Annotated in this window: 23 protein-coding genes; 11 read left to right on the forward strand and 12 right to left on the reverse strand. The window is 63.1% G+C overall.

Annotation, left to right across the window (positions count from 1 at the left end):
• Positions 1–5 precede the first annotated feature (5 nt).
• Entirely contained in the window at positions 6–623 is a 618-nt protein-coding gene (locus HMPREF3173_RS19210) for an NAD(P)-dependent oxidoreductase (RefSeq protein ID WP_070575671.1), read from the reverse strand.
• Between the two features lie 54 nt (positions 624–677).
• On the opposite strand from HMPREF3173_RS19210, the gene HMPREF3173_RS19215 reads away from it, so the two are divergent.
• Positions 678–1,007, forward strand: coding sequence for a DOPA 4,5-dioxygenase family protein (locus tag HMPREF3173_RS19215; protein WP_043207625.1), 330 nt, complete (start codon positions 678–680; stop codon positions 1,005–1,007).
• A gap of 84 nt (positions 1,008–1,091) precedes the next feature.
• On the opposite strand, the gene trpA is transcribed toward HMPREF3173_RS19215, so the two are convergent.
• Positions 1,092–1,901 carry a tryptophan synthase subunit alpha gene (gene trpA, locus HMPREF3173_RS19220; RefSeq protein WP_070575674.1) on the reverse strand — a complete coding sequence of 270 codons (810 nt, stop codon included), beginning with the start codon at positions 1,899–1,901 and terminating at the stop codon, positions 1,092–1,094.
• Positions 1,898–3,115, reverse strand: a complete 1,218-nt coding sequence (gene trpB, locus HMPREF3173_RS19225; RefSeq protein WP_043207629.1) for a tryptophan synthase subunit beta — start codon at positions 3,113–3,115, stop codon at positions 1,898–1,900. Before trpB ends, trpA begins: the two co-directional genes overlap by 4 nt.
• Before the next feature lie 162 nt (positions 3,116–3,277).
• Between trpB and HMPREF3173_RS19230 the strand changes: the two genes are divergently transcribed.
• Complete coding sequence (locus tag HMPREF3173_RS19230; protein WP_043207631.1) at positions 3,278–4,174, forward strand: LysR family transcriptional regulator; 897 nt, start codon at positions 3,278–3,280, stop codon at positions 4,172–4,174.
• On the opposite strand, the gene HMPREF3173_RS19235 is transcribed toward HMPREF3173_RS19230, so the two are convergent.
• Positions 4,171–4,494, reverse strand: coding sequence for an ElaB/YgaM/YqjD family protein (locus HMPREF3173_RS19235; RefSeq protein ID WP_043207633.1), 324 nt, complete (start codon positions 4,492–4,494; stop codon positions 4,171–4,173). The genes HMPREF3173_RS19230 and HMPREF3173_RS19235 overlap by 4 nt on opposite strands.
• A gap of 154 nt (positions 4,495–4,648) precedes the next feature.
• On the opposite strand from HMPREF3173_RS19235, the gene HMPREF3173_RS19240 reads away from it, so the two are divergent.
• Together HMPREF3173_RS19240 and HMPREF3173_RS19245 are read left to right on the forward strand one after the other, a co-directional pair.
• Positions 4,649–4,864: a dodecin gene (locus HMPREF3173_RS19240; protein ID WP_043207635.1), complete on the forward strand. Its 216-nt coding sequence runs from the start codon at positions 4,649–4,651 to the stop codon at positions 4,862–4,864.
• Positions 4,865–4,970: 106 nt separating this feature from the next.
• A complete protein-coding gene (locus HMPREF3173_RS19245; protein WP_070575678.1) occupies positions 4,971–5,192 on the forward strand; it encodes a DUF1161 domain-containing protein in 222 nt (73 codons plus the stop codon).
• 82 nt (positions 5,193–5,274) lie between these two features.
• Here HMPREF3173_RS19245 and HMPREF3173_RS19250 read toward each other — a convergent pair whose 3' ends face one another.
• Positions 5,275–6,279, reverse strand: coding sequence for an LLM class flavin-dependent oxidoreductase (locus HMPREF3173_RS19250; RefSeq protein ID WP_070575681.1), 1,005 nt, complete (start codon positions 6,277–6,279; stop codon positions 5,275–5,277).
• Positions 6,280–6,430: 151 nt separating this feature from the next.
• Between HMPREF3173_RS19250 and HMPREF3173_RS19255 the strand changes: the two genes are divergently transcribed.
• Together HMPREF3173_RS19255 and HMPREF3173_RS19260 are read left to right on the forward strand one after the other, a co-directional pair.
• Positions 6,431–6,856 carry an OsmC family protein gene (locus tag HMPREF3173_RS19255; protein ID WP_043207643.1) on the forward strand — a complete coding sequence of 142 codons (426 nt, stop codon included), beginning with the start codon at positions 6,431–6,433 and terminating at the stop codon, positions 6,854–6,856.
• Between the two features lie 70 nt (positions 6,857–6,926).
• On the forward strand, positions 6,927–7,160 hold the full coding sequence (locus HMPREF3173_RS19260; protein WP_043207645.1) for a DUF1161 domain-containing protein: 234 nt from the start codon (positions 6,927–6,929) through the stop codon (positions 7,158–7,160).
• A 20-nt stretch (positions 7,161–7,180) separates the two neighbouring features.
• Here the strand turns inward: HMPREF3173_RS19260 and HMPREF3173_RS19265 are convergent, their stop codons facing one another.
• Positions 7,181–7,594, reverse strand: coding sequence for a PA0061/PA0062 family lipoprotein (locus tag HMPREF3173_RS19265; protein ID WP_070575684.1), 414 nt, complete (start codon positions 7,592–7,594; stop codon positions 7,181–7,183).
• Between the two features lie 78 nt (positions 7,595–7,672).
• Positions 7,673–8,089: a PA0061/PA0062 family lipoprotein gene (locus HMPREF3173_RS19270; RefSeq protein WP_043207649.1), complete on the reverse strand. Its 417-nt coding sequence runs from the start codon at positions 8,087–8,089 to the stop codon at positions 7,673–7,675.
• Between the two features lie 84 nt (positions 8,090–8,173).
• On the opposite strand from HMPREF3173_RS19270, the gene HMPREF3173_RS19275 reads away from it, so the two are divergent.
• Positions 8,174–9,247, forward strand: a complete 1,074-nt coding sequence (locus HMPREF3173_RS19275) for an aminopeptidase (RefSeq protein WP_070575827.1) — start codon at positions 8,174–8,176, stop codon at positions 9,245–9,247.
• A gap of 93 nt (positions 9,248–9,340) precedes the next feature.
• On the opposite strand, the gene HMPREF3173_RS19280 is transcribed toward HMPREF3173_RS19275, so the two are convergent.
• Both HMPREF3173_RS19280 and HMPREF3173_RS19285 read right to left on the reverse strand, forming a co-directional pair.
• Positions 9,341–9,991 carry an HAD family hydrolase gene (locus HMPREF3173_RS19280; protein ID WP_070575688.1) on the reverse strand — a complete coding sequence of 217 codons (651 nt, stop codon included), beginning with the start codon at positions 9,989–9,991 and terminating at the stop codon, positions 9,341–9,343.
• A gap of 57 nt (positions 9,992–10,048) precedes the next feature.
• Positions 10,049–10,597 carry a gamma carbonic anhydrase family protein gene (locus HMPREF3173_RS19285; RefSeq protein ID WP_043207659.1) on the reverse strand — a complete coding sequence of 183 codons (549 nt, stop codon included), beginning with the start codon at positions 10,595–10,597 and terminating at the stop codon, positions 10,049–10,051.
• A 103-nt stretch (positions 10,598–10,700) separates the two neighbouring features.
• Between HMPREF3173_RS19285 and prlC the strand changes: the two genes are divergently transcribed.
• From prlC to HMPREF3173_RS19305, 4 genes are all read left to right on the forward strand, one after another.
• Complete coding sequence (prlC, locus tag HMPREF3173_RS19290; protein WP_043207661.1) at positions 10,701–12,752, forward strand: oligopeptidase A; 2,052 nt, start codon at positions 10,701–10,703, stop codon at positions 12,750–12,752.
• Positions 12,749–13,030, forward strand: a complete 282-nt coding sequence (locus HMPREF3173_RS19295) for a YheV family putative zinc ribbon protein (RefSeq protein WP_043207663.1) — start codon at positions 12,749–12,751, stop codon at positions 13,028–13,030. Before prlC ends, HMPREF3173_RS19295 begins: the two co-directional genes overlap by 4 nt.
• A gap of 126 nt (positions 13,031–13,156) precedes the next feature.
• The gene (locus HMPREF3173_RS19300) at positions 13,157–15,157 is read left to right on the forward strand and encodes a M3 family metallopeptidase (RefSeq protein ID WP_070575691.1); all 2,001 of its coding nucleotides are present in this window, start codon (positions 13,157–13,159) and stop codon (positions 15,155–15,157) included.
• A gap of 80 nt (positions 15,158–15,237) precedes the next feature.
• Positions 15,238–16,296, forward strand: a complete 1,059-nt coding sequence (locus HMPREF3173_RS19305; protein ID WP_070575694.1) for a PA0069 family radical SAM protein — start codon at positions 15,238–15,240, stop codon at positions 16,294–16,296.
• 122 nt (positions 16,297–16,418) lie between these two features.
• Here HMPREF3173_RS19305 and HMPREF3173_RS19310 read toward each other — a convergent pair whose 3' ends face one another.
• The 3 genes from HMPREF3173_RS19310 to HMPREF3173_RS19320 all read right to left on the reverse strand — a co-directional run bounded on the left by HMPREF3173_RS19310 (position 16,419) and on the right by HMPREF3173_RS19320 (position 23,434).
• The gene (locus HMPREF3173_RS19310) at positions 16,419–21,770 is read right to left on the reverse strand and encodes a S8 family serine peptidase (RefSeq protein ID WP_168166397.1); all 5,352 of its coding nucleotides are present in this window, start codon (positions 21,768–21,770) and stop codon (positions 16,419–16,421) included.
• 591 nt (positions 21,771–22,361) lie between these two features.
• The gene (locus HMPREF3173_RS24455; protein WP_139146876.1) at positions 22,362–22,883 is read right to left on the reverse strand and encodes a hypothetical protein; all 522 of its coding nucleotides are present in this window, start codon (positions 22,881–22,883) and stop codon (positions 22,362–22,364) included.
• A 50-nt stretch (positions 22,884–22,933) separates the two neighbouring features.
• A complete protein-coding gene (locus HMPREF3173_RS19320) occupies positions 22,934–23,434 on the reverse strand; it encodes a hypothetical protein (protein WP_070575699.1) in 501 nt (166 codons plus the stop codon).

Here is a 23,434-nt window from a genome sequence, read left to right on the forward strand (position 1 = left end):
GCGTTCTAGAGCACGAAGTTCACGTGCTCGCCCTGATGCAGATTCAACTCAAGGGTATCGACCATCCCTGCCGCAATCCGCGCTAATCGCTGCAAAGGCCCGGCCAGTCCGGGCTCCAGGGTTCCATCGAGGTTGCGGAAATGCTCGATGCCCAGGCCTGGCATCTCTTCAGGGGCGTTGATCAGCGTCCAGCGCAGCGCGCTGCGTTGCAGTTGATCGACGATCTGGTCTGCGCACGCCCGTTGCGCTTCGCTGTGCCCGGCCGGCTTGTCCAGCACATCGAAATCGCCCACCAGCAACAGCCGGCGTATAGTCGTACGCGAAAGGCCTGCCACCAGGGCTTCGGCCATTTGCCGCTGCGCAGGCAGATCGTCCGGCGCCAGCGCTGAAAGCAAGGCGATCACCGCCGAGCCTCCGGCCACGCTCTGTTCGGCCTGGTGCTTGTCACCTAGCGCGCCTCGCTTGAAATGCAGCCCAGGACGCGGTGCGTGACGGTTAAGGTCATCGACCACCGCGGTGACCTCGTGCTGGCGCGACAGCAGCTCGACGATCAATGCACTGCCCAGGCTGCTTTCGGCACCGAACAGAACCAGTTTGAACACTGGGGTCTCGGCATTTTTCACAGGATCGCTCCCCTTCGCTGGCCAGTGATCCTTTGACCTCATTTGGGAGTAATCGTGCAAAGGATCAAGGGTTATCACGCCCACGTGTATTACGACGCAGCGACGATGGAACAAGCTCGGGCGCTATGCGAGGAAGCGGCGCGGCTGTTTCCCGTGACCATGGGGCGCATGCACCAGAAGCCGGTCGGGCCGCATCCGGACTGGAGCTGCCAGTTGGCCTTCGGGCCGGAAGTGGTGGGCGTGGTGTTGCCGTGGTTGGCGCTGTATCGCAAGGGGCTGGTGGTATTCCTGCATCCGCTGACGGGGGATGAGCTGGCGGATCACCGGGATCATGCGATCTGGATGGGGGCCGTGCGGCCACTGGACTTGTCGATATTCGAATGAAAGGGCCGCTCTGCGGCCCATCGCAGGCTATCGCCAGCCCCCGCGAGCGGTGACTCCCGCGGGGCCGGCGCAGCGCTCGCTAGGTTACAGGCGGGCGCTGCGTACGCCTTCAGCCAGTGCCGAGCACAGGCTCAGCACATCAGCCACTGCCTGGTCGGCACTCTTGGCCTGGGCGATCTTGTCGACCAGCGCCGAACCGACCACCACGCCTTCGGACAGCTTGGCGATCGCCGCGGCCTGCTCCGGTGTGCGGATACCGAAACCCACGCTGATGGGCAGGTCGGTGTGGCGGCGCAGGCGAGCGATGGCCTGCTGCACGTGCTCGGTGGTGGCCGAGCCCGCACCGGTCACGCCGGCCACCGAGACGTAGTAGACGAATCCGGAGCTGCGCTCCAGCACGCGCGGCAGGCGGGCGTCATCGGTGGTCGGGGTGGTCAGGCGGATGAAGTCGATGCCTGCGGCCTGGGCCGGGGTGGCCAGCTCGGCATCGTGCTCGGGCGGCAGGTCGACGATGATCAGGCCATCGACGCCGGCGTCCTTGGCCTCTGCCACGAAGCGCTCCACGCCAAAGCGATGGATCGGGTTGTAGTAGCCCATCAGCACGATCGGCGTGGTCTGGTTGCCGACGCGGAACTCGCGGACCATCTGCAAGGTTTTCGTCAGGGTCTGACCGGCATCCAGGGCGCGCAAGGTCGCCAGCTGGATGGCCACGCCATCGGCCATCGGGTCGGTGAACGGCATGCCCAGCTCGATCACGTCGGCGCCTGCTTCGGGCAGGCCCTTGAGGATGGCCAGGGAAGCGTCATAGCCAGGGTCGCCGGCAGTGATGAAGGTGACCAGCGCGGAGCGGCCTTGGGCCTTCAGCTCGGCGAAGCGGTGTTCAAGACGGCTCATGGCTGTTTCTCCTGGGCGGCCATATGGTTCATCACGGTTTGCATGTCCTTGTCGCCACGTCCGGACAGGCACACGACCATCAGATGGTCCTTGGGCAGGTTCGGTGCGCGCTTGATCGCTTCGGCCAGAGCATGGGAGCTCTCCAGGGCCGGAATGATGCCTTCCAGGCGGCAGCAGGTGTGGAAGGCGTCGAGGGCTTCATCGTCGGTGATGCTGACGTACTCGACACGTTTCACTTCGTGCAGGTAGGCGTGTTCAGGGCCAATCCCCGGGTAGTCCAGGCCGGCGGAGATCGAGTGGGCATCGGTGATCTGGCCGTCCGCGTCCTGCAGCAAGTACGTGCGGTTGCCATGCAGCACGCCCGGGACGCCGCCGTTGAGGCTGGCGGCGTGCTTGTCGGTGTTCACGCCGTGGCCACCGGCTTCGACGCCGATGATTTGCACGCTGGCATCATCGAGGAAGTCGTGGAACAGGCCCATGGCGTTGGAGCCACCGCCGACGCACGCAATCAGGCTGTCAGGCAGGCGGCCTTCCTTCTCATGCAACTGGGCGCGGGTTTCCTTGCCGATGATCGATTGGAAATCGCGGACCATCGCCGGGTACGGGTGAGGACCTGCCACGGTGCCGATCAGGTAGAAGGTGTCGTCGACGTTGGTGACCCAGTCGCGCAGGGCCTCGTTCATGGCGTCCTTGAGGGTGCCGGTGCCGGCGGTGACCGGGACGATCTCGGCGCCCAGCAGCTTCATGCGGAACACGTTGGCTTGCTGGCGCTCGATGTCGGTGGCGCCCATGTAGATCACGCAGGGCAGGCCGAAGCGTGCGGCCACGGTGGCGGTGGCGACACCGTGCATGCCGGCGCCGGTCTCGGCGATCAGGCGTTTCTTGCCCATGCGTTTGGCCAGCAGCACTTGGCCAATGCAGTTGTTCACCTTGTGCGCGCCGGTGTGGTTGAGTTCTTCACGTTTGAAGAAGATTTTCGCGCCGCCGCAGTGTTCGGTCAGGCGCTCAGCGAAGTACAGCGGGTTGGGACGGCCGATGTAGTCGCGCTGGAAGTAGGCCAGTTCCTCGAGGAACTTCGGATCGGCCTTGGCCGCTTCGTATTCGCGGGCCAGGTCCAGGACCAGGGGCATCAGGGTTTCGGCCACGTAGCGGCCGCCGAACGAGCCGAACAGGCCGTTGGCGTCGGGGCCGGCGCGGTATTGGGTCTGGGTCATGGGGCGCTCCATAGGCGATGTGATCAGTGAAATCGTGTGGGCTTGTGCGCAGCTGAACCCGCGAACAGGCCTCTCTCGGTCGATGGGCCTACTCTAACCACGACATGGCCGGCTGAAAACCGATAAGATTGCGATAATTTGTCAGAAAATCTCACATATAAAATGCGCCAGGATCTCCCCCCCCTCAACGCCTTGCGGGCCTTCGAGGCCACTGCCAGGCTCAACAGCGTCAGCCAGGCTGCCGAGCAGCTGCACGTGACCCACGGCGCCGTCAGCCGACAGATCAAGGTACTCGAGGAGCATCTGGGTGTGGCCTTGTTCGTCAAGGATGGGCGCGGCATCAAACTCACAGATGCCGGGTCACGCCTGCGCGATGCGAGCTTCGATGCCTTCGATCGGCTGCGCACGGTCTGCGCGGAGCTCAGCCGTGATGTCAGCGAGGCGCCGTTCGTGCTGGGCTGTTCTGGCAGTCTGCTGGCGCGCTGGTTCATCCCGCGTCTGGGACGGCTTAAGGCTGACTTGCCGGAGCTGCGGCTGCATTTGTCCGCCGGTGAAGGCGACCTGGACCCCCGGCGCCCCGGACTGGATGCCTTGCTGGTGTATGCCGAGCCGCCGTGGCCTGCGGACATGCAGGTTCATGTGTTGGCCCAGGAGCGCATCGGGCCGGTGGTGAGCCCGCATTTCGCGGGCTTCGAGCGCTTGCGCAGCGCGCCGGCCAAGGCGTTGCTCGATGAAGCCCTACTGGATACCACCTCGCGCCCACAGGCCTGGCCGACCTGGGCCGAGCAGCAAGGGCTTGACCCGGCCGCGTTGAGGTTCGGCCAAGCCTTCGAGCATTTGTATTACCTGCTGGAGGCCGCAGTGGCCGGTCTGGGGGTGGCCATCGCTCCGCAACCGCTGGTGGCGGATGACCTACGGGCCGGGCGGCTGAGCGCACCTTGGGGCTTCTCGCCTACCCGCGCAGCCTTGGCGCTATGGGTGCCGCGACGCGCCGCGGACGGGCGCGCCGAGCAGTTGGCGCAGTGGCTGCGCAACGAGCTGGACCTTCAAACGACTTAGTTGCGCTTGCACATCAGCCAGGCGGCCAGCAGGCCGAGGGCACCGATGGCGACGCCTGCGGTGGTCCAGGGATGTTCCTGGGCGTAATCGCGGGTGGCGATGCCGGTCTGGCGGGTGCGGGCTTTGACTTCTTCGTAGGCTTCGCCCATCAGGGTTCGCGACTGCCTGAGCGCGTTCTCGGCATTGCTGCGGATCGCTTTCATGGATTTCTGCGACTCTTCCGAGGCATCGTGCTTGAGGTGTTCGAGGGTCTTGAGCAGGCTTTCGATCTCCGCCTCCATGCTTTCCAGCGACGCTTTACGCAGCGAGTTGTAGGCCATGATGACTCTCCTTCGCGTGGGTTGGGTTGTAAGGGTTGCGACTGTGCAGCGAAGCGAAAGTGCGATCGAACTTTCGTTTGCCATGCAAGTTCGCAGGTAAAGCGGGCCTGCGCTGCTAGGCTCAAATCTCACACGCCAACCAAGGAGAGCGCTCATGTCCGATCATCGCACCTACAAGAAGATCGAGCTGGTCGGGTCCTCGCCCACCAGCATCGAGGACGCGATCAACAATGCCCTGGCTGAGGCCGGCAAGAGCATCAAGCATCTGGAGTGGTTCGAGGTCGTCGATACCCGTGGCCATATCCGCGATAACCAGGTCGCGCACTTCCAGGTCACGCTGAAGGTCGGTTTCCGCATCGCCAACAGCTGAAACAGGCCCAGGCTGGCTTCGCCCTGCCAGATGGGGTAAAGGTTGCAGGGTGCCATTTCGATAATGGCACCCTGTCCTTTTTTGATCTGAACAAGGAAAGCGATCGATGAAGAAACTGATTCTGGCGGTGGGTTTGATGGCGCTGGCAGGCGGGGCATTTGCGGCTGGGAAGCCGTGCGAAGAGCTCAAGGCCGAGATTGCGGCGAAGCTGGACGCCAAGGGCGTGAAAGACTACACGCTGGAGATCGTGGACAAGGGCGAGCCGGCGGGCAAAGTGGTCGGTACCTGCGAAGGCGGTACCAAGGAAATCGTCTATCGACGGGGTTGAGTGAATGAACGCTTCGCGGGTGAACCCGCTCCCACGTGCTCCGCGTTGAGGCCTGTGGAAGCGGGTTCACCCGCGAAAAGCTCTACTCGGTCTTGAGCGCCTGGGCCAGCAGCTCGTAAGAGCGCAACCGATCCGCATGCTCATACAGGTCGCAGGTGAAGATCAGCTCATCGGCACCGGTCTGCTCCAACAGCACTTCCACCTTGGCCCGCACCTTCTGCGGGCTGCCGATCATCGCCAAGCCCAGGAAACTGCCCACCGCATCGCGTTCGTGGGGCAGCCACAAGCCGTCCATGCTCGGCACCGGTGGTCGCTGCATCAGGCTTTGGCCACGGATCAGCGCGAGGATGCGCTGGTACACGGAGGTGGCCAGATACTCGGCCTGTTCATCGGTGTCGGCCACGACCATCGGCACGCCCAGCATCACGTAGGGCTTGTCGAGCACGGTCGAGGGCTTGAAGTGGTCGCGATAGATGCGGATCGCCTCATGCATGTAGCGTGGGGCGAAGTGCGAGGCGAAGGCGTAGGGCAGCCCGCGCATGCCGGCCAGCTGGGCGCTGAACAGGCTGGAGCCCAACAGCCAGATCGGCACGTCGGTGTCATGGCCGGGCACGGCGATGACCTTCTGGTCCGGCGTGCGAGGGCCCAGATAGCGCGAGAGCTCTTCGACATCATCCGGGAAATCATCGGCGCTGCCGGAGCGTTCGCGGCGCAGTGCGCGGGCGGTCATCTGGTCGGAGCCTGGCGCACGGCCAAGGCCCAGGTCGATACGGCCGGGGTACAGGCTGGCCAAGGTGCCGAACTGCTCGGCGATGACCAGTGGCGCGTGGTTGGGCAGCATCACGCCGCCAGAGCCGATGCGGATGCTCGAGGTACCGCCGGCCAAGTAGCCGATCAGCACCGCCGTGGCGGAGCTGGCGATGCCATCCATGTTGTGGTGTTCGGCCACCCAGAAGCGGTTGTAGCCCCAGCGTTCGACGTGCTGCGCTAGATCCAGCGAGTTGCGCAGGGACTGGGCCGGGCCGCCGTCGGCGCGCACCGGTACCAGGTCGAGGGTAGAAATCTTCAGGTCACGCAGGTGCGTCATTGGAGCCTCCGCAGAAATTTGGCCAAGGGGCCTTGAAGACTCTGTATGGGCAGTTTCCGGGGTTTCAATGTTGAGCGTCGGATTGTTCTGAACTTGCATTGGGTGCCGTCCTCAGAACCCATAGGTACTCATCCTATGACCAGGAGGCAGCATGAAAAAGACAGCATCGGCGATCTGGCAAGGCGGGCTCAAGGACGGCAAGGGCTCGCTGTCCACCGAGAGTGGGGCGCTCAAGCAGAATCCCTATGGCTTCAACACCCGCTTCGAAGGCTCGCCCGGGACCAACCCGGAGGAGCTGATTGGTGCGGCGCATGCGGGGTGTTTCTCGATGGCCCTGTCGATGATGCTGGGCGAGGCGGGCTTGACCGCAGAGCGCATCGACACCATTGCCGAAGTGAGCCTGGACAAGCAGCCGGACGGTTTCGCCATCACCGCCGTGCACCTGATCCTCAAGGCCAAGGTTCCTGGCGCCAGCGAGGCGCAGTTTCAGGAAATCGCCAACAAGGCCAAGGCCGGCTGCCCGGTATCGAAGGTACTGAACGCCACGATCAGCCTGGACGCGAGGTTGGTTGCCTAGGCGCAACAGGGGCGGTTTCCTGTAGTCTAACCAGCGTTGGCAGCTGGTCTGCCTCTTCAGGAGCCGTCCCATGATCCGCGTTGCAACCGCCGTGCTGGTTTCCCTGCTGGCCACGACCGCCCTGGCCGCACCCAAGCCGTGCGAAGAACTCAAGGCCGAAATCGAAGCGAAGATCCAGGCCGCGGGCGTGACGTCCTACACTTTGGAAATCGTGCCCAATAGCGAGGTCCGCGACCAGAACATGATCGTCGGCAGCTGTGATGGCGGGACCAAGAAAATCATCTACCAGAAAAACGATCGGTAGAAAGGACCCGCGCTTGCGGGTCACGGAATGCAGAAAACGTTGCTGGGCTCGTCCACCACTACCGTGCGTTGGGCATCGTACAGCAGCACCTGCGGCTGCATCACCGGCGCCCGGGCTTCCAGGCGATAGCGTTCACCGGCCTTGAAGTCGTCGTAGCGCACGGTCAGGTAGCAGGTGCGTTCGGTCGGGTCGGTCGAGAAGCCGCCTGCGTACACCTCATAGTCGAAGCGCACCACCAGCTCGTGCTTGCCAGGTGTGACCTGGAAGTAGCGGCCATCATCGAGCCGTTTGCCGTCCAGGCGGTCGGCCATGATGGTCCTGCCGGGGGTGATGGTGTAGAGATCGACCCACGCCTGTTTGGGGTCGACGGGCGGCAAGGGGCTGGCGCAGGCCCCCAGCGCACTGAGGGCGATCAGCATCATGGGCTGGCGCATGGCGAAACTCCCGCTTGCGATTCACAAGCTATAAGCATAGCGCCGACAGGCCCGCACTGTCGCGAAAGTCGTGGTCTTTCAGGTGCGCTGGCAGCCTGCTGGCAAGCCTTGGCTGACGAGTTTTCGCTGCTGGTCGTACAGCTTGATCCAGGGGCGGAAACCGATGCTGCCGGCTTGCAGTTGGTAACGTTGGCCGGCGCTGAAATCCTTGAAGGTCAGATTGAGCTGACAGTCACGCCACAAGGGTTCGTCGACCGGGCCGATGTTGCTCGGTTCCACGGCGAACTGGTAGCGCACAGTGAGCTCATGGTTGCCAGGCTGGACTTCGAAATAACGGGTGTCGGCCCAGTCGCGTTCGTCCACCTGCACTGCGTGCAGTGACGTGTTGTCGAAGGGCGCGAGATCGACCCAGGCCTGATTAGGGTCTGGCGCCGGCAACGTGGAGCACCCGGACAGCAGCACGAGCGTGCCGGCGATGACAATCATTGAACGCATGGCGAAACGCCCCCCTGGCGAGATAGTCTTGGACCGCACTGGCCGTGAGCGAGATAGACAGCCTTGATGTTCCGACTTTTTCTTTTGCAGCGCTCAAGCCCTGGGCCTCTCGACCGCGTTTTCACCCGTTTGGTTCCCGTCCTTGCAGCCCTCCTGCTGAACGGTTGCAGCAGCCTTGGCTATTACGGACAACTGGCCGAAGGGCAATGGCAGTTGCTGCGCGCACGCCAGCCGGTGCAGCGCCTGCTTGATGACCCCACCACTCCTGCTCCCTTGCGCCAGCGACTGGCGCAGGCCGAGCTGGCCCGGTCGTTCGCCATCGAGCACCTGAAACTGCCGGACAACCGCAGTTACCGCGTCTACGCCGATCTGGGCCGACCCTATGTGGTCTGGAACGTGTTCGCCACGCCGGAGCTTTCGTTGCAGCCGGTGACCCATTGCTTCCCGATTGCCGGTTGTGTCGCCTACCGCGGCTACTACCGACAAGGCGCGGCCCGGGGCGCGGCGGCACTGATGCGCCAGCAAGGACTGGACACCTATGTGGGGGGCGTCGAAGCGTATTCGACCCTGGGCTGGTTCGACGATCCGATTCTCTCCTCGATGGTCGGCTGGGGCGACGAGCGTCTGGCCGCGGTGATCTTCCACGAGCTGGCGCACCAGCGTTTCTATGTGCAGGACGACACAGAGTTCAACGAGTCTTTTGCCTCGTTCGTCGAGCAGGAAGGATCGCGGCAATGGCGCGCAGCCCGTGGGCTTGCAGCGATTCGGGAGGATTCGCTGCGCCAGCGCGAGCAGTTCATCCAACTGGTGCTGGACAGTCGAGCGCGGCTCGAGGCGATCTACGCAAGCCCACGCAACGAGCCAGCCAAGCGCGCGGCCAAGCAGGCGGAGTTCGCACGGCTGCGCCAGGCCTATCGGCAGATGCGCGATGAGCAGTGGCAAGGGGACAAACGCTATGACGCCTGGATGTATGGGCCGATGAACAACGCCAAGCTGTTGCCGTTCGGGCTGTATGACCAGTGGGTGCCGGCGTTTGCGGCGTTGTTTAGGCAAGCGGGCGGAGACTGGAGCCGGTTCTACCGGCAGGTCGAGGCGCTGGGGCGGTTGCCGCTCGAAGAGCGCAAGACGCGGTTGGCGCGATTGGCTGCAGGTCGGTAAGTGGGGCCGGCTTGCGCCGTTCGCAGGCTTCTACAGGGGGCACCGCTGCCCTGTGGGAGCCTACGAACGGGCTGCAACAGCAGCCCCCTGCACTTAATGACCGACGAATGCCTGGTGCATCTGCGCCAGGGTCTCGAAATGAAATGCCGGCGCTTCGGCTGTGAGCTCTTCACGGCTGCCGAAGCCATACCCCACCGCCACCGCCTGCAAGCCGTTGCTGCGCGCACCGATCAGGTCGTGCTTGCGGTCCCCGATCATCAGCGTCTGGGCCGGGTCCAGCCCTTCTTCTTCCAGCAGGTGGCGAATCAGCTCGACCTTGTTGGTGCGGGTGCCATCCAGTTCGCTGCCGTAGATCACCTTGAAGTGGTGGTCGAAGGCAAAGTGCCGGGCGATCTCCCGGGCGAACTCCCAGGGTTTGGAGGTGGCGATGTACAGCGTGCGGCCTTGGCTGTTGAGGGTTTCGAGCAGTTCTGGCACGCCGTCGAACACCAGGTTCTCGTACAGGCCCGTGACACGGAAGCGCTCACGATAGAAGTTCACCGCCTCCCAGGCCTTGGCTTCGTCGAAGCCATAGAACTGCATGAAGGCTTGCAGTAAAGGTGGGCCGATGAAGTGTTCGAGGCGGGTCAGGTCCGGCTCGTCGATGCCCAGCTTGGCCAGGGCGTACTGGATCGAACGGGTGATGCCCAGGCGTGGGTCGGTCAGGGTGCCGTCGAGGTCGAAGAGAATGTTCTGCTGGTGCATGTACAAAGGGTTCCACTTGAATCGCAGGGCTTGTGGCGCGGTTAGTCGCGAAGACGGTCATTCGGGCCGGTCGTAGCCTTCGGCCAGGTGCTGGTCCTTGAGCTTGACGTAATTGGCGGCGCTGTAGGTAAAGAACGCGCGTTCCTTGTCGGTCAGCGGGCGGGCTTGCTTGGCCGGGCTGCCGACGTACAGGTAGCCGCTCTCCAGGCGTTTGCCGGGGGGGACCAGGCTGCCAGCACCGATGATCACTTCGTCCTCTACCACCGCGCCATCCATGATCGTGCAGCCCATGCCGACCAGGATGCGGTTGCCAAGGGTACAGCCATGCAGCATCACTTTGTGACCGATCGTCACATCGTCGCCGATCAGCAGTGGAAAACCGTCAGGGTTGAAGGGGCCGGCGTGGGTAATGTGCAGCACGCTGGCGTCCTGCACGCTGGTGCGTGCGCCGATGCGGATGCGGTGCATGTCGCCGCGAATGACGGTCAGCGGCCAGACCGAGCTGTCCTCGCCGATCTCCACGTCGCCCAGCACCACCGCCGAACGATCGATGAAAACCCTGGGTCCAACTTTCGGAGTGTGTTGTGCAAAGCGTCGGATGGCCATGATAGCGCCCCTCTTGAATGCCGATAGGCGGGCTGCCTGCTGCGGTCGGCGTCGATTGTAATTAAGATGGTCCCGTGTTTCCTCCTGCCAAGGTATCTAAACCGTGAGTGCGAACAACCCGCTTCTGCAGTCCTACGATCTGCCGCCCTTCTCGGCGATCCGTGCCGAACACGTGCTGCCGGCGATCGAGCAGATCCTGGCCGATAACCGAAAAGCCATTGCCCAGATCCTTGAACAGCAAGGCCAGAACCCGACCTGGGCTGGCCTGGTGCTGGCGATGGACGAGCTCAACGACCGCCTGGGCGCCGCCTGGAGCCCGGTCAGCCACCTCAATGCGGTGTGCAACAGCAAGGAACTGCGTGAGGCCTACGAGTCCTGCTTGCCTGCGCTGAGCGCCTATTCCACCGAGCTGGGGCAGAACCGCGCCCTGTTCGAAGCCTATGAAGCCCTGGCCAAGAGCCCCGAAGCCGCGGGCTTTGATGTGGCGCAGAAGACCATCATCGACCACGCCCTGCGGGACTTCCGTCTGTCGGGTATCGACCTGCCGGCCGACAAGCAGCAGCGCTACGCCGAGGTGCAAAGCCGCCTGAGCGAGCTGGGCAGCCGCTTCTCCAACCAATTGCTGGACGCCACCCAGGCCTGGACCAAACACGTCACCGACGAAGCGCAGCTCGCCGGCCTGACCGACTCGGCCAAGGCGCAGATGGCCGCCGCTGCCCAGGCCAAGGGCCTGGACGGTTGGTTGATCACCCTGGAGTTCCCCAGCTACTACGCGGTGATGACCTACGCCAATGACCGCGCCTTGCGCGAAGAACTCTACGCCGCCTACTGCACCCGCGCCTCCGATCAAGGCCCGAACGCCGGCCAGTTCGACAATGGCCCGGTGATGAGCGAAATCCTCGACCTGCGCCAGGAGCTCGCTGAGCTTCTGGGCTACAAGAACTACGCCGAGCTGAGCCTGGCCACCAAGATGGCCGAGTCCAGCGACCAGGTGCTGAGCTTCCTGCGCGATCTGGCCAAACGCAGCAAACCGTTCGCCGCTCAGGACCTGGAGCAGCTCAAGGCCTATGCCGCCGAGCAGGGCTGTCCGGAGCTTTCGAGCTGGGACGCCGGCTATTACGGCGAGAAGCTGCGCGAGCAGCGCTACAGTGTCTCCCAGGAGGCCCTGCGCGCCTACTTCCCGATCGACAGGGTGCTTTCGGGCCTGTTCACCATCGTGCAGCGCCTGTACGGCATCGAGATTGCCGAGCTCAAGGGCTTCGACACCTGGCATCCGGACGTACGCCTGTTCGAGATCAAGGAAAACGGCCAGCACGTGGGCCGCTTCTTCTTCGACCTGTACGCCCGCGCCAACAAGCGTGGCGGTGCCTGGATGGACGGCGCTCGCGACCGTCGCCGTACTGCCGCCGGCAGCCTGCAGAGCCCGGTGGCGAACCTGGTGTGCAACTTCACCCCGGCCGCGCCCGGCAAGCCTGCGCTGTTGACCCACGACGAAGTCACCACCCTGTTCCATGAGTTCGGCCATGGCCTGCACCACCTGCTCACCCGCATCGAGCATGCGGGCGTCTCCGGCATCAATGGTGTGGCCTGGGATGCCGTGGAGCTGCCGAGCCAGTTCATGGAGAACTGGTGCTGGGAGCCTGAAGGCCTGGCGCTGATCTCCGGCCACTACGAGACCGGCGAGCCCCTGCCTCAGGACCTGCTGGACAAGATGCTGGCGGCCAAAAACTTCCAGTCGGGCATGATGATGGTGCGTCAGCTGGAGTTTTCGCTGTTCGACTTCGAACTGCACGCCAACCATGGCGATGGGCGCAGCGTGCTGCAGGTGCTCGAAGGTGTGCGCGACGAGGTGTCGGTGATGCGCCCGCCGGCGTACAACCGCTTCCCGAACAGCTTCGCCCACATCTTCGCGGGTGGTTACGCGGCCGGTTACTACAGCTACAAGTGGGCAGAAGTGCTCTCGGCCGACGCATTCTCGCGCTTCGAGGAAGAAGGCGTGTTCAATGCCGAGACCGGCCGTGCCTTCCGTGAAGCAATCCTGGCCCGTGGCGGCTCCCGCGAGCCGATGGTGCTGTTCGTCGACTTCCGTGGCCGCGAGCCCTCCATCGATGCGCTGCTGCGCCATAGTGGCCTGACCGAGGATGCGGCGGCATGAGCGAGGTTCCTGTGAGCAAAACCAAGAAGCGCTTCATCGCCGGGGCGGTCTGCCCGGCGTGCAGCGAACCCGACAAGCTGATGATGTGGAATGAAGACGGTGTGCCGCACCGCGAGTGCGTGGCCTGCGGTTTCACCGACACCCTGAACGAACAGGGCCTGTCGGTGCCGACCGAGCTGGGCACCCGGGTCAACCACTTGGCGCCCAAGGCCGCGCCGGCCAAGGTGCAGACCGTGCAGTTCTTCCCCAATCCTAAGCTGAAGAAACCGGCCGAATGAGGCCGTCGCACCACTGGGCCAAGGCCCGGTGGTGCGTGCCTGTCCACAGGTGGTAGTTATGCAGCCACCTGCGCAGGGACTTGCGTTCCATGCTCGCGTTGATCATCAACCGAGCAGGAACCTCCCATGCAAGCCCGCAATCCCCTACTGAACGACAATCGTGCGCCCATCGATTACGACAGTGTGACGCTCGAGCACGTTAAGTCGGCCCTCGACACCGTGGCCGGAGCCTATGAAAACGGTCTGTCGCAAGTGCTGGAAGGTCAGCAAAAACAGCCCAGCTGGTATGGGTTGGTGTTGGCGATGGACAACGTCATAGCCGATCTGCAGGCGACCGTCTTTGCGACCTTGCCCCTGGCCAACAAAGGTGAGGCCTGGCATGCGGCGTTTGGCGAAGGCTATCGTCGAGCGCAGCGCCTGTTCATGGAAAACCGCAGAAACAAGCCCCTGCACGCCCTCTATCAACGCCTGGCCACGGATGAGTCCAGCCTGGATGTCTATGAAAAGGCCACGCTGCGCCGGATCCTTCTGGAGTACCGCTTGGCCGGTGTACATCTGGATGCGCAGCAAAACGCCACGTTGGCGCAGCTGGAAGATGACATTAACGAACAGATCGGGGGCTTCTATCAGACGCTCGATGAAACGAGTGAACGATCGAGCATTCAGATCGAGGATGAGGCGCGCCTGCAAGGGGTGCCCCAGCGCTTGCGCGACCTGATGGCCCGGCAAGCCAAGGATGCCGGCCTGGAGGGCTGGCAGATTCTCTGCAATGAACGCAACGCCAAGGCCATTCTCGAATTCGCCGATGATCGGCGTCTGCGCGAGGCTGTCTATACGGCCTACCACTCCCGGGGTGTACATTCGGATGAACAGCAAGACAATGGCACCCGCCTGCAGCAGCTGGCGCTTCTGCGGGAGCAGAAAGGGCAACTGATCGGAAACACCAGCTACGCGCAGCTGATCTTGCAGGGCAAGGCCGCAGGCAGCGTCGAGCCTGTTCATCAGTTGCTCCAGACGCTGGCGCAAAAGCTGCGGCCCGCCATGCTCAAAGCGCGCACCGCGCTTCAGGGCCTGGCTGCGCAGCATGATCTGGATGCAGTCCAACCATGGGACGTCCGGTACCTGCAAGCCCGCAAGCAGGCCATGAGCAATGAAGCGCTGCGCGGCTACTTCACGCTGGACAAGGTGGTGCACGCCTTGGTCGATCTGGCCGAGCGGGTCTTCGACCTGACGCTTGCGCCCTGCTCTGTCTCGGCGTGGCATCCCAGCGTGCGCAGCTTCACCGTGCGCCAGGAAGGCGTGGAGATCGGCATGCTGTATCTGGATGTCCTGATGCACCCAGGCAAGCAAGACGGAGCTCATACTATTGCCGTGCGCCATCGGCGTCGGGACGAACAGGGCCGGACGCATGGCGCTTCGGTAATGGTGGTCAGCGACGGCGAGCCAGGCTTGGGGGGCGAGCCAGCCCTGCTCGATCATCTGGCCCTGCGCAAACTGTTCCACGAGTTCGGCCACGGGCTGCACATCCTGCTGATGCCCGCCACCAACCATTTGCTGTCCGATCCAGACCGGGCAGGCTCGGATAGCCAGGAGTTCTTCGGCAAGTTTCTTGAGCGTTGGCTGTGGAACGCGCAGTACCTGGCGGACATCTCCAGCCATTACCTGACCGGTGAGTCGCTCACGCTGGCGCAGGCTCAGGCGGCCCTGGCCAACCTGCGCGAAGCGCAGTTGGAGAAGTGCGCCTTCGACGTGAGCATGGCGCTGTTCGATCTGGAGCTGCACAGCTCGCCCGGCGACGGCAAGTCCATACAGCAGCGCCTGTCTGAATGTCGCGAACGTTGCGGCTGCTGGCCTCTGGCGAGCTTCGAGAAGCCGGCGCACGCATTCGACTATCTGGTGGCCGGTTACGAGGCGGGTTATTACAGCTACGTCTGGGGCGAAGCACATGCCATCGACGTATTCACCCACTTCGAAAAATGGGGGTTGTTCGACAACAGGGCGGGCAAGCGCTTCCGGGCGGCATTCGCCAACTGGGCCAATGCCAAACCGATGCCTGAAGGCTGCGAGGAGTTTCTGGGACGACCTATGCAGATCGAGGCACTGTTGCACTGGTACGGCCTCGAATGAGGCGCGCTGGCTGACGTAAGGTGCTGGAACGGGGAATCATCCAGATGTACTGTACATAAATACAGTAAATGGAGTCTGCGATGTTCTCCCCAGCGCCGCAAAAAGGTCGAGGCACGACCCACAACCCGCTCAATCGCTTTTCTCCCAGCCATTCGACTGTGGAAGACGACGGCTGGTATCAGGACGTGCCGGCGACCCAAGGCACCGAAATCCGCATCGAGACCGCCAAGACCATCATCACCCGCAACACCTCGCCCGATCTGCCCTTTGACCGCTCGATCAACCCCTACCGGGGTTGCGAGCACGGCTGCATCTACTGCTACGCCCGCCCCAGCCATGCTTACTGGGACCTCTCTCCTGGCCTGGATTTCGAGACCAAGCTGATCGCCAAGACCAACGCCGCCGAGGTGCTCGAGCAACAGCTGAGCAAGCCAGGCTATGTCTGCGCCCCCATCAACCTGGGTTCCAACACCGACCCCTATCAACCCATCGAACGGGAGCAGCAATTGACCCGGCGCCTGCTCCAGGTGCTGCTGCGCTATCGCCATCCGGTGACCATCGTCACCAAGGGAGCGTTGGTGCTGCGTGACCTTGACCTGCTGGCCGAGCTGGCCAGCCAGCGCCTGGCGCGGGTGATGATCAGCCTTACCACGCTCGACGACACGCTCAAGCGCATCCTCGAGCCGAGAGCGGCGGCACCCAAGGCACGTCTGCGGGCGATCCGCGTACTGCGTGAGGCCGGGGTGCCGGTGGGGGTGCTGTGCTCGCCGATGATTCCCATGGTCAACGACAGCGAGCTGGAACACCTGCTGGAGGCGGCGGAGGATGCCGGCGCCCAGAGCGCGGCCTACATGATGTTGCGCCTGCCGTTGGAGGTGGCGCCGTTGTTCGAGCAGTGGCTGCAGGATCACTACCCGCAACGTGCCGCCCACGTATTGAGCCTGATTCGCCAGAGCCGCGGGGGCGAGCTGTACGACAGCCGCTTCGGGACGCGCATGCGTGGCGAGGGGGTGTTCGCTGAATTGCTGGCGCAGCGGTTTCGCAAGGCGGCAAAGCGGCTGGGGTTCGAGGGGAGCGAGGCGCAGGCGCTCGATTGCACGGCCTTTTGTCCTCCGGGTGGGCAGATGGCGTTGTTTTGATGGAGTAGGTAGGCGTCTTTTCACATCCGGTAGGAGCCGGCTTGGCGGCGAACACCGGCGTAGCTGGTGCGATCCATCACGTTGCCGTCCCCGCAGTGTTCGGGAAAATTCAACCGTTCGCGTCAGCGCCAGTTAGCGGCCAGCACCGGCTGCAAGGCTTGCGCCTGTGCCGTTTCAACGCTGCTGGCTGCCGCGCCGGGCGGTGCGAACGCCGCCATGGCCTGGACCAGTTGCTCGACATTGCGGTCCGACAGGTGCTGGCCGTTACCGGCAACGATGTCGCGCATCCGGGCTGGGTTGCTGGCATACCAATCCGGCACGGCTCCCTCGGTGTGGGAGCCTGTCCCGAACATCTGCTGGTCTTCCTTGCCCAGGAGGGCCTTCGCGCCACTGTCGAGCAGCGCCAGGTGACGCGCGCCGTTGGCGGTTACCTCGGTAAACGCGTTGTCCAGGTTCACGGCGTACGGGTTGTCGGCAAAATAGTCGCTGGCATTGATGTCCGCCTGCTTGACCTCGAAGTCGCGATGGTCGATGACCGTTGGCTTTATCTGCGGCAGTATCACCGGCTTGCGCTCGAAGCGGTCACGCGAGATATCCACAATCTGCTCATGTCGGCGCCTCGCTTCTTCGAGGATTTCGTCAAGATTGATGCTTGGGCGCAGGTCGATCGCAGGCCGATCAGGGATTCTGATCTCTGGGATTTCGATGAGTTTGTTCCGGTCCGGCATTGACAGGTCGATCCCTAGCAGGCGGGTTGGCGGTAGCGCGGACTGGCCGGTTTCCATCGGCAAGTGGGCGCTGGCGAAGATAAAGTCGTTGGCATCGAGCTGGGCCACGTCGATGGCGTCGAGGTAGACCAGGTTGACCGGCTGGCTGGCACCACGCAGCACGTTGGTGCTCAGTTCAACCCCGTGGATCTGCGACAGGCCATTGATGGTGCCGCGGTTCTTCTGGACGACGTTGAGCTCGTCGAAGCGGGTGACGCCGACCTGGCTCAGGTCGATCTTGTCGATGCCATGGCGGAAGCCGCGCAAGGCGTTGCGGTAGTCACTGGCATTGAGCTGGTGGCTGATGACGAAGCGGTCCGAGGTGGCGCTGTCGTGGCTGTAGACCTTGCCTGCCAGCGCGGCGACCAGTTGCCCGTCGGCACCGCTGCTCATGCTCACGCCCTGGGCTCCGCCGTTGAGCACCACGGTGCCGACGATGCTGCCGCTGTCCACGTTGGGCTGGCTGCTGCTGACATAGCTGGCCGGGGCGACAAAGTGATCCTGAAACCGGAAGTTCGCGGCGCTGATATTGCCCAGCGACTGCCCGCTCAGCAGGATGTGCTGGCCGTTGCCCAGGTCGACACGGACATCCGCGCCCTGTTGCAGCAGGGCCAGGTCGGCGAAGGTCTTGCCGGTGAAGCCGACCAGGTCGATGACCTCCCCTTTGGCCGCTTCGAAGCGGTGCACGGTGTCCTGGCCGCCCTCGCGGCGATGGACCACGAAGAAGTCCTTGCCGCTGCCGCCGGTCAGGCTGTTGTTGCCTCGGCCGCCATCGAGCAGGGCATCGGCTTTGCCAACCACCAGGATGTCGTTGCCGTCACCACTGATGAGGTTGTGTACGCCGTTCGGGTTGCGCAAGGTCAGCGCCGCGCCGCCGATGCTGGCCACGCCGGTGGCCAGATTGACCTGGACATCGCCGCTGACCGCCGCGGCGTTGAGGGTGTTGCGCCCGCCCGCGGTGCCGTTGCCGGCGTCATCCAGCACGCCGCGGCTGGCCTGGCCCTGCACTGCCTTGAGGTATTCGTCGGTGTAGAAGTAGGTGTCGTCCGCGCCAGCCTTGTTGCCATACAGGCGCAGGGCCCAGTTGTTGAGGATCAGTGGCTGGCCGTTGCTGGCGTCCTTGACCTCGAGGGTCCAGGTGCCGGCCGAGCGTTCGCCCCAGTCACAGGTGCTCATGAAGCTGTACTTGAAGGCGCCGGAGCGCGTGCTGCCCATATCGGCGTCGCTGGCGCCGGTAATCCCCTGCGGCACCTTGCCGGTGCGGTCGAGCAGGATGCTGCGGGTACCATCGGGCGAGACCAGGGTGACGATCAGGTCGCCGAGGCGGCCGATGCTGGCGTCCAGGTCGATTTCCACATGCTCGACGTTCAGCCCGGCATCCATTTGCAGCGAGGTGCTCAGGCTGTCGCCACCGACCAGGGTTTTGCCCAAGGCGCCACTGCTGGCGCTGAATACGCTTTCGTCGGCGCCGGTGCTGCGGGTCATCCAGCTTTCGGCCAGGCGCACTGCGGCGCGGGCGTCTACTTCGCCGAAACCGTAGTCATGGCTGGTGTGCATGCCGCCGCCGTTCCAGTTGCGCGCGCCGTTGTGGTCCCAGCGGGTGGCGCTGTCATTGACGTGACGGGCCGACAGCGCAAGGATCTGCTGGACGTCGCGGTAGCCCAAGTTGGGGTTGGCTTCGAGCATCAGCGCGGCCACGCCGGAGACGATTGGCGCGGCGAAGCTGGTGCCCTGCATGCTGGTGTAGTCGTTGCCGAAGGTCGAGCCGCGCTCGGTCTCCACCAGGCGGCTGGTGGACAGCACGTTGCTGCCAGGGGCCGAAACCAGCAGGCTGGCGCCGGGGTTGGAGAACGGCGTCGAACCGATCTGCAGGGTCGACAGGTCGCCCTGGGCATTGATCGCGCCCACTTCGATCGAGAAGCGGTTGTTGTTGGTCAGCGAGCCTTGGGCGCTGCCGCCGAAGGCGCGCTGGTTGCCTCCTGCGGTGACAATCACTGTGCCAAGGCCGCCGCGACCGTTGTGCGCGGCATAGCGGGCGTTGGCCGCCAGGGCGCTGGCGGTGTCGATGACGCCGTTCTGCAGGTTGCCGATGGCGAAGTCGTTCTGGAAGCCCCAGCTGTGGTTGGCGACGTCGTAGTTGACCATATTGCCCAGGCCGGTCAGGTCGTCGCCCTTGTTGGCCAGGTAGAAGCCGCTGAGCTTGGCGTCATAGGCCACGCCTACGCCGCCCAGGTCGTTGCGCCCGGCCACCATCACCCCGGCGACCATGGTCGCGTGGTTGGAAGCCAGCTCTGGCAGCACGCCCTTGTCGCGCTGGGTCTTGAGCCAGGCCTGGTCGACATTGGCGGCTAGGTCCGGGTGCTGGATGTCGAAGATTTCCGGCGCCGTGGCGAACTCGCCACCGGGCTCGAACATGGCGATGCGCACGCCCTTGCCGGTGTAGTCCTGCCACACCGGCAGCACGTTGGTGTCGCTCAGGTACCACTGCTGGGCGGCCAGCGGGTCGTTTGGCATGCTGGCGTCGAGCAGAGTCACGCTGGCGCGCATCGGCGCGGTCTGGCCGCTGCCCAGCTCGACCACCGAGGCCGACTTGTTGCCCTGGGCGTCGATGATGCCGTACTTGAAGCCCATCATGCCGGTGTAGCCGGCCAACGGAGTGAACAGCACATCGCCCTGGGCGGTGAGGCTGACCGAGCCGCCAGTGGCGTCGCCAATGTTGTCGATGCGCAGGCCGCCCTGGCTGCCGAGCAGCAGGTCGTTGGCCAGCAGGCTGGAGGCGGCGATCAGGTGGCTGCGGTTGCGGTCGAAGCGCTGGCCGTCCTTGTCCTGGCGCAGCACGTCGGCCACCGGCATGGCATTGGGTTGCGACAGGTCCACGGCGGAAATGTCGGCGAAGTTGAGCTTGTGGATGTTGCGCAGTTGCACGGTGCCGTCGCGCCCGGCCACGTTGTCGGCCACCTGGTAGCCGTTGCTGGTGTGGGTGATGCGGTACTCGCCGTACTTGCCGTGCAGGCTGACCAGGTTGGTGCCGGCGCCGCCGTCGATCCGAGCGCTGCCGTGGCCGACCTCGATTACATCGTCACCGGCTCCGCCGTGGATCACATCGTTGCCGCCACCGGCGTGGATGATGCTGCCCCCTGCCGAGGCGTAGATCAGGTCGCCGTTGGGCCCGGCGTAGATCACCGCCTTGCCGCTGCCCCCGATCAAGGTGTTGTGGCCGCTGCCGCCGACCAGCACATCGTTGCCGGCGCCGCCGATCAGCGTGGCATTGCCCTCCCCGCCCTTGATGAACACGCCAGCGCCGCTGCCGCTGCGTATTACATCGTCGCCGCGACCACCCTGGGCAATGGTCAGGCCGGCCTTGGCCATGTTCAGTTCGACGCCCTGGTCGCCGACGATCAGCGCCGTGTCGCGGCCGCCGTTGCCCTGGATGTTCTGGGGGTTGTCGCTGGCGCTGATGACGAAGACATCGTCGCCGGCAGCCCCGACGTACGTATTGCTGCCGCCACCGCCGACCAGCCAGCTGCCGCTGGCGCTCGCGGTAAGGCGGTCATCGCCGCTGCCGCCGTACAGGTTGTCCACCCCCAGCGCCGTGGCGTCCAGGTGTTCGCCTTGGGTGCTGGTGCTGCTGTAGGCCGTGGTCGTGGCGCCGTCGCTGCTGGAGGTTAAGCGCAGGCCATTGCCTTGGCGGGTGGTGGTGCTGCTCACCGGGTCGCCGAGGAAGTCCACCGCCAGCGCTTCGCGGGTATTGCCGCCAATGACGAACGAACCCCGAGCCAGCACGCGGCTGCCATCGCGGCTCTCGCCAGGTGTACCGGCGGCGCGCACGTTGATCTGGGTGATGCCTAGCTCGGTCAGGGTCTTCAGTTCGCCGCCGTCGACGCGGGCGTCATGGCTGGCATCTACCCAGACGCGCAGTTGGTTCCAGATCGGATCGCGGGCATCGATGATGCCATCGCCATTGCCATCCTCGCTGGCCAGGGCGGCAAAGCCGTCCTTGAAGCGGGCCTCGCCCGCCGCGCCGTTCACGCCGGCTTTGCCCTTGTAGTACTCGGAGAACATCTGGCTGACGTCCTTGATCTGGCCGCTGCCGTCGTCGATCACCAGCATGCCGGTCTTGCGGTCGGCCCAGGCACTGCGCTTGAGGGTGCCGCTGTGATCGGTGTCGAACAGCACGGCGTCGCTCAGGTCGGTCATGCGCACGCCTTCGCCGCCCAGGTCGAGCAGCAGTGGGTCGACGTAGGTGTTGCGGGTGGTCATGGCCGACAGGCCGTTGAGGGTCACCGCGTTGCGCAGGCTGAAATCGAAACCGCTGGCGCTTGGCTGGTCGAGGTAGAACTTCGACAGGTGGCTGTTGGGGCGGGCGTTCGGGTCCAGTTGCATTTCGCCAGGGCGGAGGCCGCCAGAGGTCAGGCTGGCCATCTGTGTGGAGGCGAAGTCGGTTTTGTTGAGAATGCCGCCGAGGGCGAACACGTTGTGGGTCGCGGCGTTCTGCACATAGCCGTTGCTCACGTCCTGGCGTGCCTGATCCTCGTCCTGGACGCGCTGTTGCGGCTTGGGCGAAGCGTCGATGTGGATCTGGATCGACTGGTTGGCGTCAGGCTGGGTGGGGGTGTCTTCGCCGGCGCCGAACCATTGGAAGACTTTATAGCGATTATCGGCGGCGTAGCGCTCCAGTTCTCGCACATACTTCCAGGTGGGAAGCATATCCAGCTCCGTGAAACTGGACAGAAACCGGCTGAGGCCTGCGACATTCTGCATGACGGCAATGGTGACTTTCTTTGCCCGCTCTACACCCTCTCCTGGGATTTGCACGAAGTCGCGCCCAAGGCCCCACATGCCGATGGGGAGTTCGTCGGCGATAGTGCCAGCCCAGTTCCAGCTTTCAAGTTTCAAAGAAACGACGGCTGACTGGACATCGGCGTCAATTATACTATCTACTTTCGGAAACCCACGCTCTGTGAGGATGTGGTCTGCAACTTCAACAGCAAGTTGGTCGGAGGCTTTCTGAAACTCCGCATCCGTGAGGGGCCTGCCTTTGCTGGCTGCGGCGAAGGCCATCGAACCACGCACCATCTCATTAAAAAATGAACCATCGTTCGCGTTGATCTTACTGGCGGTGTTGAGCCAGTTTGAGGCAATGGCAAAGTCTTCTTGCAACACTGGATCTCGGGTGTTTGATAGCTCAAGGTCTACAAGATTTTTAATAAATAAATACATCTCCGGATACTTGCCGCTTGACTTCAGTCTCTCCACTTCAGCAAGTTGCATATCGTTCAGGTTTATGGTGTTCATCGATTACTCCTTTTCGCCCAGCACTCGCATGATGAAATTTTGTACAAGTGCATCCACTTCCTTGAATGTCTTAATGTCGTCGTCGTATTGATACATTACGACAAGCCCCTTGGCGCTCATGCGTCGTGCCAACCAGGTGCTGCCCATCTGATTGACGATCACCGTTGCTTGGTCGGTGCCGCGAAAAACAAAGTTTACTTTTTTGAAGGTTTCATAAACCTCCATTTCGTTCTCTGTTCTCAAATACTTCGCATAGTTAAAAAATCTACTGATTTCGTAATCATCACTGTAATAGATTCGAACATGTATCTTTTTTCCTTTCCAGGCGTAGGTGACAACATCCCCGTGCGGGTAACTTATTAGTATTGGAATAACACTTCCGCCAACGTATGAGATCGTGCGGCACTCAGCATCGGTCAAATTTAATCTATAGATAGCCTCTGATCGCGAATCGTGTAGCGCGCAGCCCAAGCTGGCCTGGCTGCAGATAAGCGTTAGAAGAAAAAGTGGAAGACGACTGATCATTTTGCAGGCTCTGGTAGTTAACACATACCGTTGAAATGCAGTTGAGAAATTTAGCGATCTTGTACGGCAGGACTTCCGCCACCTATCAATAAGCTTTCAAGGAATCGCAATACGTTGGCATCCTGCGTTTTGAAATCTGTGCATTCGCTTGAGTACTGATAACTGACGGCGTATTCATGGAAGCGCCGATACGCTATTCGATTGTGTTCGTTTACTTTGACCTGCACCGTATTTCCGTCGGAGCCAGTAAAGCGGTCATGGTTGATCCCATCGAGTTCTGTCAGCGGTCTATCGTCGGGGTTGGCCGTTGCAATTTTCACTCTGACATCGGGGTGACCCACGATGTCCGGTGCCTCCCACGCCAAGGGATAGTCCGTGGTCATTGCAATCCACGGGCGTCTGCAGCGCTCGCTGCGTCGGTAATGTTCATTGGCGTTGCTACGCTGCAGCGCCCGCGAAGAGCGGGCATCACTCTCCAGTGCCCATGCGGATTCCACGGATTGAAACAGGAAACTCACCAGCGTGGCTGACAGTTGCTTCATCAACTTCAT

Source organism: Pseudomonas sp. HMSC08G10 (genome assembly GCF_001808425.1).
GTDB classification, from domain to species: domain Bacteria; phylum Pseudomonadota; class Gammaproteobacteria; order Pseudomonadales; family Pseudomonadaceae; genus Aquipseudomonas; species Aquipseudomonas guariconensis.